Source organism: Candidatus Thiothrix phosphatis (assembly GCF_035668035.1).
In the GTDB taxonomy this organism is placed as follows: Bacteria; Pseudomonadota; Gammaproteobacteria; order Thiotrichales; family Thiotrichaceae; genus Thiothrix; species Thiothrix phosphatis.
The window spans coordinates 1-12,508 of record NZ_JAYMYJ010000087.1 but is presented as its reverse complement, the minus strand read 5'-3'; the positions used below and the strand labels follow the sequence as shown (position 1 = coordinate 12,508).

The window sequence follows — 12,508 nt, the reverse complement described above, 5'->3', positions numbered from 1 at the left end:
AGCTGCGGCGCTGAACAGGAATACTTCCTGATCGATGCAGCCTTTGCCCACCTGCGCCCAGACATTCTGCTGGCAGGCCGTACCTTGTTCGGTGCCTCCCCAGCCAAAGGCCAGCAGTTCGATGACCATTACTTTGCTGCGATCCCCGAGCGTGTGCAGGTCTTTATGGAAGCCGTTGAAGAGAAACTGTACCGCCTCGGCATCCCGGCCAAAACCCGCCACAACGAGGTTGCCCCAGGCCAGTTTGAAATCGCGCCTTACTTCGAAGCCGCCAACGTCGCCGCCGACCACCAGCAATTGCTGATGACTGTCCTGAAAAGCACCGCGACCAAACACGGCTTCACCTGCCTGCTGCACGAAAAACCATTTGCAGGCGTCAACGGTTCCGGCAAACACGTCAACTGGTCAGTCGCCAACGCTACCCAAGGCAACCTGCTCGACCCAGGCAGCACACCGCATGAAAACCTGAACTTCCTGCTGTTCTGCGGCGCGGTCATCCGTGGCGTCCACAAATTCGGCCCATTGCTGCGTGCCGTCATCGCTTCCGCCAGCAACGACCACCGGTTGGGTGCCAACGAAGCGCCTCCAGCCATTTTGTCCGTGTACTTAGGCACTGAAATCGAAACCATTTTCGAACAGATCAAAGATGGCAAGCTGGACGGCATCGGCAAGGCTGGCCTGATGGAGCTTGGCCTGTCACAGATCATCCCGTACCAGAAAGACAGCGGCGACCGTAACCGCACCTCGCCGTTCGCCTTTACCGGCAACCGCTTTGAATTCCGTGCCGTTGGCTCCCAACAGTCTGTTTCCGGCCCACTGATCACCATGAACACCATGCTGGCGGACTCCCTCAACTGGGTTGCTGAAAAACTGGAAGCTGAACTGGCTGGCGGCGTCGAAAAAACGGCAGCCGTCATCGCTGTCCTCAAAGATCTGATGAATGAACATGGCGCAGTTGTCTTTGGCGGCAATGGTTACTCACCTGAATGGCATAAGGAAGCCGTGGAAAAACGCGGCCTGAAAAACCTGCCAACCACGGCTGACGCACTGCCATACCTGAAGGATGCCGCTGTCAAAACCCTGTTTGAGAGCACTGGCGTGCTCACTCCAGTTGAGCTGGCCAGCCGCTACGAGGTATACGCAGAGCAGTACATCCAGTCCATTGAGGTGGAAGCCAAACTGGTCATCGAGATTGCCAAGACCATTATCTACCCTGCCGCCCTCAGCTATTTGTCTGACTTGGGCAAAGCTTCCAGCCTGGGGCTGGATGACACCGCCACCACCACCATCAGGCAAGAAACCAACGCCATGATGGCGGCAGTCAGCAAGTTGGGCGTAGCCATCAGCAAACACGACTTTGCTGATATCGAAACCCACATGCAATACCTGGCAAGCGAAGTCCGGGGCCTGATGGATGAGACCCGTGCGCATGCCGATGTCCTGGAAACCGAAATTGCTGATGAGAAATGGCCGCTGCCGAAGTACCGCGAAATGCTTTTCATCAAGTGACTTTCGCTTTCCTGGTTTATGATGAAAATGCAAAGCCGTGCATGAAGATGCATGGCTTTGCCGTGTTTGGAACTGTTCCCGACCGTATTGCAATATGAACATAACTATTGCATATTCAGCCACGATCGTTCGATTACACAGCGTTATCATTGACCTCAATTCTTAGGAGGAGACAGCAATGTCCATGTCTGCACAAGACGTTCTCAATATGATCAAAGACAACGACGTCAAGTACGTCGATTTCCGCTTCACTGACACCAAGGGCAAGGAGCAGCACGTAACGACTCCAGTCAGTGAATTCAATGAAGACATCTTTACTGACGGCAAAATGTTTGACGGCTCCTCCATTGCGGGTTGGAAAGGCATTAACGAATCCGACATGATCCTGATGCCTGACGCCTCCACCGCTGTTCTGGACCCATTCTTCCAGGATGTCACCCTGAACCTCACTTGCGACATCATTGAACCGGCCACCATGTCTGGTTATGAGCGCGACCCCCGCTCCATCGCCAAGCGCGCAGAAGAATACCTGAAATCCACCGGCGTCGGCGACACCGCATTCTTTGGCCCGGAACCTGAATTCTTTATCTTTGATGACGTCCGCTGGGGCACCACCATGAGCGGCACTTTCGTCAAGATCGACTCTGAAGAAGCGGGCTGGAACTCAGAAAAAGTTTACCCGGACGGCAACATGGGCCACCGCCCTGGCGTTAAAGGCGGTTATTTCCCCGTGCCACCGGTTGACTCCCTGCATGACATCCGTTCCACCATGTGTAACGTCATGGCTGAAATGGGCGTGCCAGTTGAAGTCCATCACCATGAAGTTGCGACTGCTGGCCAGTGCGAAATCGGCACCCGTTTCGGCACCCTGACCCAACGTGCTGACTGGGTACAGATCCAGAAATACGTCACCCATAATGTGGCTCACCAGTACGGCAAAACCGTAACGTTCATGCCCAAGCCCATCGTTGGCGACAACGGTTCCGGCATGCACGTCCACCAGTCCATCGCCAAAGACGGTGCCAACCTGTTTGCTGGTGACAGCTATGCGGGCTTGTCCGAAATGGCGCTGTACTACATCGGCGGCATCATCAAGCACGCCAAAGCGCTGAACGCTTTCTGCAACGCTTCCACCAACTCTTACAAGCGTCTGGTTCCTGGCTTTGAAGCCCCGGTCATGCTGGCCTACTCCGCCCGCAACCGTTCCGCCTCCATCCGCATCCCATTCGTCAGCAGCCCAAAAGGCCGCCGTATCGAAGTCCGCTTCCCTGACCCGACCGCCAACCCATACTTGGCGTTCGCTGCCATGCTGATGGCAGGCCTGGACGGCATCCAGAACAAGATCCACCCAGGCGAATCCATGGACAAAGACCTGTACGACCTGCCACCAGAAGAAGACAAACTGATCCCAAAAGTTTGCCACTCCCTGGATATGGCGTTGGAAGAGCTGGACAAAGACCGTGACTTCCTGACTGCTGGCGGTGTCTTCACCAATGATATGATCGACGCCTACATCGCGCTGAAGATGGAAGAAGTCACCCGCATCCGCATGACGACCCACCCGGTTGAGTTCGACATGTACTACAGCTGCTGATTTTTGCAGTTGCGCAAGTAATAGGAGCGCTCCCTTGAGGAGCGCTTTTTGTTTGTAGAAATAACCGGCCAACACGATCTTATGCACAAAAAATACTTGGCGGCGGCCTTGCTGCTCATTCTCCTGCTGCTGGCTGCGCTTTGGCTGCTGAACCGCCACCCTCCCCTTGAATCGCCACAGTACAATGGGCACCCTTGGGTGACAGGCTACCTTCCCGCCTACCATCATAATGGGCGTGAAATCCCTTTCATGGTGCCTGATGATTACGCCATGCTGACCCATATCGCCCACGCATCCGTCATTCCCCGCCCAGATGGCTCACTCGACACCGACACCAACAGCTACTTGCCGGAAAGCCGCCGGAAAGCCGTCCAAAGCGCCCATGCCAACAACCGCCCGATCCTGCTGGTCATCACCGGGCAGCACGAACAATTCAGCCCAGCCATCAGCCCGACCGTACAACAGGCGTTTATCCGCAACATCCTGCAAATCCTGGATGCGGATGGCTATGACGGGGTGGATATCGACATGGAGCCTGTGACGCTGGATGAAAACCAGGATAACCCGGATTTCCGCGCATTCATCACCGAATTGCACAAAGCCTTGCAAACCCGCACCAGCCCATTACTGGGGCGGGCACCCCTGCTGACCACCGCCACCATCATCCGCGACCGCCACATCATGGCGCAATTGGCCGACAAGTTTGACCAGATCAACCTGATGAGTTACGACATGGCGCAGCCCTATGAAGGCTGGATCAGCTGGTTTGACAGCCCGTTGCATAACGGCGGGCTGGTGTTTCCTGGTTTCAGCCATGAAGTGCCATCCATCGAAAACTGGCTCAACGCTTTCCTGGAAGCAGGTGTGCCGCGCCGCAAGCTGGGGCTTGGCATCAGCTTTGATGTCGCCTGCTGGCAAGGTGGGGAAACCTCCGTCGGCCAAGGCGTCACCCTGCCGCGCGAATCCTGGCGAACACCGCCCAGTTATTTCAAGCGCAGCTACGCCGACATGCGGATGCAAAACCGCATACCGGACACCTACCAATGGGATGATGTCGCACAAATGGCCTGGTTCAGCGCCGATGCGGCTGACCCTGCCCAGGACATGTTCTGCAATTTCAATGACGCCCGTGCGCTGGCGGCCAAAATTGACTTTGCCCGCCAGCAGGGATTGGGTGGGATCATGATCTGGGAACTGGCGCTTGACGCCATGGCGCAGCCCGCCACAGGCTCAAGCCGCCCATTGCGGCAGGCCATCGAAGCAGAGTTGCAAAAATAAGACAGCCATAGCGCAACTATTATTACAATTTTATGACAAAGTAGTTATTCTGTATCACATTTTTCCTGACTGGAATAACCATGCTGTCATTCAGGCAAAACCTTGCTACAGCCCTGATCGCCTTGCCTGCCATCCTGTTCATGCCCTACGTCCTGTTTATGGACCGCGGCGATGCAGGCGTTGGCGGGTTTATGTATCTCCACCTGTACAACGTGCTGATGTGGCTAACGTTGTTCAGTGGCTTCCTGCTGCTGTCGCGCCGTATGTGGTTCGCCGCTGGCCTGGCCTCCACCATCATTGCAGGCCTATGGACAGGTTCGGCGATCAAATACCAATTTCTGGGTTCACAGCTGGTGGCGCCTGATCTGGTCGTTGCCGCCTTAAGCTCTGAAACCCTGCTGGAAATGGGGACGCTGCCCACCCTGCTGATTGGCGGCGGCCTGCTATTGCTGGTTATTGGCTTTATGCTGGAAAAAAAGGCCACCACCCGGCTCCAGCCTTACGCCCTAGGCTTTGTTGGCGGTGCCCTATTGCTGGCTGTCGCCAACTTGCCGGTCTTTTACGTCGACCTACAATGGACTTCCCAGTACAAAAACACGCTGCCGGTATTGGTGCAAAGCATCTGGCGCACCCAACTGGAAGAACCATCGCAGCCGCACGATTCCAGCTATTGCTGCTTCAAGGCGGACAGGCAAGCGGAAAGCTTTACCGAAGCCCCCGCCAACAAGCCCAACATTATCGTCATCCTGGAGGAGTCCACCTTCCGCCCGGAACAGGTGTTGGGCTATAAGCCGGATGGCAAATTTTTCCAGGACGCCTACCCACTCAAGGTGCATACTGCTGGCGGTTCAACTTGGGTGCAGGAAATCGCCTTCCTGCATGGCGTTGCCCCGCCTTTATATGGCAATGGCTGGAAATCAATCAATTTATTCGCCCCTGGCCGCCTGGATGGCAGGATCGCCCGCCAACTGGCGAATCAGGGCTATAAAACCAAAACCATTTACCCGATTGCCGGGCGTTTTTATGGTGGGAAACGCTTCCATGAACAACTGGGCATCCAGGATTTCATCGACTGCCCGTCCATGCCAGCCTGCGCCAAGCGCACCTGGAACAAGATACCTGACGAAATTTTCTTTGATGAAGCGCTCAAGCAGATACAGCTCAACAAACAGCCGGTATTCGAATTTGTCGCCACCATGCGCCAGCATTCCCCGCATGACAAGGACATCAAATCCGACGCCCGCCGCTGCAAGCCAAGCCTGACCCCCAAGCAATGCTCCATCATGCAGGACTACAACGCCCGCCTAGAGCTATCGGTGCAGGCGTATGAAAACTTTTTGGCCCAACTGAAAAAACTGCCGGAACGCACCCTGGTGGTGGCGTTTGGCGACCATATCCCCGGTGATGTGGCGGCGTACTTTCAGGAAGAGGATTTCTACAAGCAGGATCGGTTCCGCACCTTTTTCAATGTATGGGATTCAGCCAAAGGCTACGTCACCCACAAAGTCTTGAACGGCATGGAATACGACACCATTGAAGTCGCCATGCTGGACGCTTTGACACTACGCTACGCCGGTTTTGAAAGCCGCTACCTTGCTGACAAGCTGGTGCATATGCAGGCGTGTTCCGGCGATTTTTGCGGTTTTGAAGAAACTGTGCCCAAGAACCAGGCGGCGCTGAACCCCTCACAACCGCCAGTCCCCTGAAGAACCGGCACAACCTAGCTTCCACAGGGGGCAAGCTTATTCCTCAACCCCCAAATCCCTGAGCTTGCGGGTGAGCGTGTTACGCCCCCACCCCAGCAATTCGGCGGCCTCAATCTTGCGCCCGCCGGTTTTTTTCAAGGCGGCCTGCAACAGGATACGCTCGAAAATCGGGTTCAACTCCGTCAGCAGATTGTTCGCGCCCCGACTGAGCTTATGGTCGGCGAACTGCGCCAGCGCCTTTTCCCAGTTGTCCGGCATTTCCGGTTTGTTGGCCTCACTTTCCAACAATTCACCCGGCAGGTCATCCATGACAATTTCCCGCCCGGAAGCCATCACTGTCAGCCAGCGGCACGTATTTTCCAACTGGCGCACGTTGCCCGGCCAGGGCAGGGTTTGCAGATGCTCCGTCACCTTCATCGACAGGCTCTTGGCCTCCACCTGCAACTCCTCAGCGGCACGGCGCAGGAAATGGTTGAGCAGCAAGGGGATGTCTTCACGCCGTTCACGCAGCGGCGGATTATGGATGCGGATGACATTCAGACGGTGGAACAGGTCTTCACGGAATGTCCCCTTGTTCACCAACTCTTCCAAGTTTTGGTGGGTGGCGGCGATGATGCGCACGTCCACCTTGACCGGCGTATGCCCGCCAACCCGGTAAAACGTGCCTTCCGCCAACACCCGCAGCAAACGGGTTTGCAGCTCTGCGGGCATGTCGCCGATCTCATCCAAGAACAAGGCACCACTATCCGCCTGCTCAAAACGCCCTTTGCGCTGGGCATAAGCGCCGGTGAAAGCGCCTTTTTCGTGCCCGAACAATTCCGACTCCAGCAATTCACGCGGAATGGCGGCGGTGTTGAGCGCAATGAACGGCTTGCTGGAACGGGGGCTATGCGTATGCAGCGCCTTGGCCACCAGCTCCTTGCCGGTGCCGGATTCGCCGGTGATCAGCACCGTGATGCTGGACTTGGACAGCCGCCCAATGGCACGGAACACTTCCTGCATGGCGGGCGCATGCCCGATAATGTCGCGTCCGCCCAGCAATTCGATGGCGTCTTCAGCCAACTTGCCGCTGTCCTTTTCATGGCGCATTTTGCAGGCGCGGCGCACCAATTCCAGCGCTTCATTCACGTCGAAAGGTTTGGGCAGGTATTCAAACGCCCCACCCTGATACGCGGAAACCGCGCTTTCAAGGTCAGAATGCGCCGTCATGATGATCACCGGAATCTCCGGATATTCGCGCTGCATCCGCTCCAGCAACAGCAAACCGTCGGTGCCGGGCATGCGGATGTCGGTCAACAATGCGTCCGGCTGGTCATTGCGCAAGGCGCTGATGACCTGATCCGCCGTTTCAAACATGCGGGTCATGATGCCAGCCTTCTGCAAAGTCCGCTCCAACACCCAGCGGATAGAGCGGTCATCGTCAGCGACCCAGACATTTTCAGTTTGCGGCATTATCTTTCTCCAGCGGAATCAGAATGGAAAAGCAGGTGCGCCCCGGCACGGACTCACAATGGATCAACCCGTTATGCCGCCGCACGAGGGACTGGGCAATGGCAAGGCCAAGCCCGCTCCCTTCCGGATGGCCGCTGACCATGGGCAGGAACAGCTTGTCCTGCAAATGTTCCGGAACCCCCGGCCCATTGTCACAAATTTCGATTTTAATGACGTGGCGGTAACGAATCTGCTGGATCGTGAACTGGCGCAGGATACGGGTGCGCAACTCGATAATGCCGCCCGTATCCAGAACCCGGGCGGCGTTGCTGACAATGTTCAGCACAACCTGCACCAACTGGTTCCGGTCGCCCTGGAGTTCGGGCAAGCTGGGGTCATAATCAAGCAGGAAGTGGACATTGGCGGACACATCAGAACTCACCAGATGCCGCACATGCTCCAGCACTTCATGGATATTCACCGTTTCGGTATGCGGCAAATGGCTTGGCCCCAACATCCCGTCCACCAAGTGCTTCAGGCGGTCGGCTTCGGAAATGATGATCTGGGTGTATTCCTTCAGCTCGGGGTTTTCCAGCTCGCCTTCCAGCAACTGGGCAGCGCCACGCAGGCCGCCCAGTGGATTCTTGATTTCATGGGCGATGCCACGCACCAGCTCATGCACGGCCTGCTGTTGCAGGATTACCTGCTCCTCCCGCACGATGCGCAGCTTACGGTCAATCCGGTACACTTCCAGCAACAAATGGCTTTTCATATCATGCTGGGAAAGCGGCGTAATGACACAGTCAATAATGATCTGTTCACCATAAGTCAACTCAACCGGGCATTCCCGGATAGACTGCGGGTCGCACTGCCTGAGTGCAACCTGCAAGCTTTCCAGCATATTTTCACTGCGCAGCAACTGCCCCACATGCAGGCCTGTCGCACGTTGTTGGCTCTGCCCCAATAACATTTCAGCGGACTGGTTCATGTAAACAATGTGCAACCGACTATCCAGCACCAGAATGGAGCAGGTCAGTATGTCCAACAGATCACTTCTTTTTAGGTGCATGTTCATCATCGCGGTGATAGTGCAATATTAATGCCACCAAAATTATTTTCAAAATATCAACAAATTAACAACACATACAAGATAAATCATGGTGGCTGCGCGCATTGATGCACCAAAATAGTGCCTGCATGCTTGCCACATTATTGTGAATCTTGGTGTTTCATTTTTACAACACCTGTCTCGCCAGTTGGTTATCCATTGCGAGTATTTTGCAATATTGTCGACAATTTCGTGAAGAGCAGTGTGGAATCCCCTTGATTACCCCCAACAGCGACCCTCAAATATCTACAAAATGTCAGGCAATCCATAAAATTTGCCACGGCAGCAATTTACATTCTGTTTACATTCAGGCTAAACTCAGTGCGTTTGTGCAACAACGGAGGAGTCTAAAATTATGTTGTCAAAATCTGCACAGGCATACTGGGCGGCGAACCTTCGCCTGCTTATTGTATGCTTGGTCATCTGGTTTGTCGTGTCCTTCGGGGCTGGCATCCTATTCGCCGGGCCACTGGATAACATCCGCCTCGGTGGCTATAAACTCGGCTTCTGGTTCGCCCAGCAAGGTTCCATTTATATATTTGTCGTATTGATCTTCTTCTATGCCTGGCGCATGGGTAAGCTGGATCGCGAATTCGATGTTCACGAAGATTGATTGGGGGAGCAAATGACTGAACTTCAAATCTGGACTTATGTCGTCGTTGGTCTGAGCTTTGCTCTGTACTTCGGTATCGCGATCTGGGCCCGTGCAGGTTCCACCGGCGAGTTCTATGTTGCCGGTGGCGGCATTCACCCAGTCGCCAACGGTATGGCAACAGCAGCGGACTGGATGTCTGCCGCATCCTTCATTTCCATGGCCGGTATTATCGCATTCAAAGGCTACGATGCTTCCGCCTACCTGATGGGCTGGACTGGTGGCTACGTACTGATGGCGATGCTGCTTGCCCCCTATCTCCGCAAATTTGGTAAGTTTACAGTTCCTGAGTTCATCGGTGACCGCTACTACTCCAATACTGCGCGTATCGTAGGGGTTATCTGCCTGATCGTAATCTCCCTGACCTACGTAATCGGCCAGATGAAGGGTGTTGGTGTTACCTTCTCCCGCTTCCTGGAAGTTTCCGTGGATACAGGTCTTTACATCGGTATGGCCATCGTATTCGTGTATGCAGTATTGGGTGGCATGAAAGGCATCACCTATACCCAGATTGCCCAATACGTTGTCCTGATCTTCGCATACACCGTTCCTGCCATCTTCATCTCCATGAACCTGACCGGCAACCCAATCCCTCAGCTGGGTCTGGGTTCCACCATGGTTGACGGCAGCGGCGTATACCTGCTGGACAAACTGGATCAGGTTGTGACCGATCTGGGCTTTAAAGCGTACACCACGCCTAACGCGCCCATGATCAACACCTTCCTGTTGACCATGACGCTGATGATCGGTACTGCTGGCCTGCCACACGTTATCATCCGTTTCTTCACCGTACCCAAAGTACGTGATGCTCGCTCTTCCGCTGGTTGGGCACTGGTCTTCATTGCCCTGCTTTACACCACTGCTCCGGCAGTTGGCGCTATGGCTCGCATGAACCTGATGAACACTGTTCAGACTGGTGAAATCGGCTCCCCTGACGGCAACCTGAAGTTTGACGAACGTCCTCGCTGGATGAAAACCTGGGAAGAAACCAAGCTGCTGGCTATGGCTGACAAAAACGGCGACGGTAAAATTCAGTACTATAGCGATGGCGGCTTGGCGGATGCCCAAGCTGCACTGGCTGCTGCTGAAAAAGACGGTGGTGATGTAGCCGCTGCTCAGGCAAAAGTTGATGAAGCCATGAAGAAGAACGACGAAAGCAAGTTCGGCGGCTTCGGCTGGAAAGGCAATGAAGTCACCAAGGTTGACAATGACATCATGGTATTGGCCAACCCTGAAATCGCTCAACTGCCTAACTGGGTAATCGCCCTGGTTGCAGCCGGTGGTATCGCAGCTGCACTGTCTACCGCAGCAGGTCTGTTGCTGGCTATTTCTTCCTCCATTTCTCACGACCTGCTGAAAAGTATCTTTATGCCTGGCATCTCTGAGAAAAACGAACTGATGGCCTCCCGTATCGTCATGACCGTTGCCATCCTGGTTGCAGGGTATATGGGCCTGAATCCACCGGGCTTCGCCGCACAGGTAGTCGCGTTGGCGTTTGGTTTGGCAGCGGCCTCCATCTTCCCTGTGTTGATGATGGGCATCTTCTCCAAGCGCGTTAACAGCCAAGGCGCTATTGCTGGCATGGTTGCCGGTATCATTGTCACAATGCTCTACATCTTTATGTACAAAGGCTGGTTCTTCGTCAAAGGCACTAACATGCTGCCAGACAAGCCAGACGCTTGGATCCTGGGCATTTCCCCTGAAGCATTCGGCACTGTTGGTGCATTGGTGAACTTCGCAGTTGCATGGGCAGTTTCCCGTGTGACTCCACCACCGCCTGAACACATCCAGCATCTGGTTGAAGATGTGCGTGTGCCACGCGGTGCCGGTGTGGCGACTGGCCACTAAGCCTAGCGGCTAAGTAGCGCTGAAAAAGGCTCCTCCGGGAGCCTTTTCTTTGTCCTGGATCATTGATCCCGCTGTTGATTCACACTACCCTGGGCAGGCTAAATGCTGCATCGCCCTTTCCGCTAGAGAGAAAACTGCATGGCAGATCTTATTTTTTACTACCACAACAAATTACCGTGCGCGGCGTTCAAGGTGCTGGAAACAGCCATCAAGGAGCATGGGGAGCACGAGCTTATTTCGACTTTTGATGAGTTCAGGATCGACCAATATGTCCTCGCCGATTCGCCGACATCACGCATCATCGCCATTGATTTCGATAACACCATCACTGCCGACGTGGATTTTTACCTCGGCCTGATTGAAGCGTACCGCACCCGTGACTGGGAGCCAGTCATCTGCACCCTGCGCGCCGATGAAGATGAGAACCTGCTTGAAATCCATGACAAATTGCACCATGTCGGCATCCGGGTATACACAACAGATGGCAAAAAAAAGCGCGCATTCATGCTCCACCAGGGAATCAGCGTCGGACTGTGGATAGATGACTACTTTCCCGGCATTATCCAGTTCGGCACCTCCCTACTTCTCAGAAACGGAATAGAGTACTGACCATGGACACACAGGATTCAAGCAAAGAAATTCTGGAATGCTTCCTGAGCGGAAAGTTCAAGCAGATGGAATGCCCCCAATGCGAGAACACTTTCCTCACCAAAGTCTACGAAATGAAGTGCTTCGATGGCGGCAAAAAGCTCTCGCTGAAATGCGCCAAATGCAAGCGCGCCTTCATCGCGGATCTTGAAAGCGATTCGTGGCGGAATTATGTGTTACTGGAAAAACAGTCGTTGGGTTTGGAATATTTTCTGGACGCCATCCAGCAATATGAACTGCAAAATGTCCCTTTCGCCCGCCGCGTAGGCGTGCTTGATGAAAATGACAAACCGGTCGACCCTTCCTGCATCCACCTGTTCACCTTTGAGGAGCCGGATTACCGCATCATCTACGTCATGGAGCGGCTGGAGCATCTGGATGAGGCCGACGCCGAATTTTTCACGGAACACGTCCACGAAATCGACTGGATGGAAAAAGAAGACCGGTTGAAGGTATGGGCTTATGTCGCCGAACGCTACGGTGCCGAACTGGCGGAAGACATGCGTAAGCTATGCTTGTACTACCGCGACAACCAGAAACACCTGGACTGGGATCTGCATGGCGACAACCTGATGCGCAGCATCAAGGACGGCAAAATCGTGGTGATGGATCCGTTCGCCCCCAAGATGGGCGATTACATGGAATAAGCAGAACACGGGAAACAGAACACTGGGATGGAGGTGATGGTTTCCACGTCGCCAGCGCCTTGCAGGTCGGCAAGGAATTGCTGGGCG

At 54.6% G+C, this 12,508-nt stretch carries 10 protein-coding genes; 8 read left to right on the top strand and 2 right to left on the bottom strand.

The features are described 5' to 3' along the window. From VSS37_RS09070 to VSS37_RS09055, 4 genes are all read left to right on the top strand, one after another. A partial coding sequence (locus VSS37_RS09070) for a glutamine synthetase III family protein (protein ID WP_324694519.1) occupies positions 1-1,509 on the top strand: 1,509 nt, incomplete at its 5' end. A gap of 184 nt (positions 1,510-1,693) precedes the next feature. Further along, on the top strand, positions 1,694-3,103 hold the full coding sequence (glnA, locus tag VSS37_RS09065) for a glutamate--ammonia ligase (RefSeq protein ID WP_324694518.1): 1,410 nt from the start codon (positions 1,694-1,696) through the stop codon (positions 3,101-3,103). Positions 3,104-3,151: 48 nt separating this feature from the next. Further along, positions 3,152-4,381, top strand: a complete 1,230-nt coding sequence (locus VSS37_RS09060; RefSeq protein ID WP_324694517.1) for a glycoside hydrolase family 18 protein — start codon at positions 3,152-3,154, stop codon at positions 4,379-4,381. Between the two features lie 80 nt (positions 4,382-4,461). After that, the gene (locus VSS37_RS09055) at positions 4,462-6,087 is read left to right on the top strand and encodes a sulfatase-like hydrolase/transferase (protein ID WP_324694516.1); all 1,626 of its coding nucleotides are present in this window, start codon (positions 4,462-4,464) and stop codon (positions 6,085-6,087) included. A gap of 36 nt (positions 6,088-6,123) precedes the next feature. On the opposite strand, the gene ntrC is transcribed toward VSS37_RS09055, so the two are convergent. Beyond that, positions 6,124-7,539 carry a nitrogen regulation protein NR(I) gene (gene ntrC, locus VSS37_RS09050; protein ID WP_324694515.1) on the bottom strand — a complete coding sequence of 472 codons (1,416 nt, stop codon included), beginning with the start codon at positions 7,537-7,539 and terminating at the stop codon, positions 6,124-6,126. Further along, complete coding sequence (gene glnL, locus VSS37_RS09045) at positions 7,526-8,587, bottom strand: nitrogen regulation protein NR(II) (protein ID WP_324694514.1); 1,062 nt, start codon at positions 8,585-8,587, stop codon at positions 7,526-7,528. The genes ntrC and glnL overlap by 14 nt, the downstream gene beginning before the upstream one ends. A 394-nt stretch (positions 8,588-8,981) precedes the next feature. Between glnL and VSS37_RS09040 the strand changes: the two genes are divergently transcribed. The 4 genes from VSS37_RS09040 (at position 8,982) to VSS37_RS09025 (ending at position 12,421) form a co-directional block, all read left to right on the top strand. Beyond that, positions 8,982-9,239, top strand: a complete 258-nt coding sequence (locus VSS37_RS09040; protein WP_324694513.1) for a DUF4212 domain-containing protein — start codon at positions 8,982-8,984, stop codon at positions 9,237-9,239. Between the two features lie 12 nt (positions 9,240-9,251). Then, the gene (locus VSS37_RS09035) at positions 9,252-11,126 is read left to right on the top strand and encodes a sodium:solute symporter family protein (RefSeq protein WP_324694512.1); all 1,875 of its coding nucleotides are present in this window, start codon (positions 9,252-9,254) and stop codon (positions 11,124-11,126) included. Positions 11,127-11,264: 138 nt separating this feature from the next. Beyond that, on the top strand, positions 11,265-11,735 hold the full coding sequence (locus VSS37_RS09030) for a hypothetical protein (RefSeq protein ID WP_324694511.1): 471 nt from the start codon (positions 11,265-11,267) through the stop codon (positions 11,733-11,735). A 2-nt stretch (positions 11,736-11,737) separates the two neighbouring features. After that, positions 11,738-12,421 (top strand): hypothetical protein, encoded by a 684-nt coding sequence (locus VSS37_RS09025; protein WP_324694510.1) that lies wholly within the window; start codon positions 11,738-11,740, stop codon positions 12,419-12,421. The last annotated feature ends 87 nt before the right edge of the window (positions 12,422-12,508 follow it).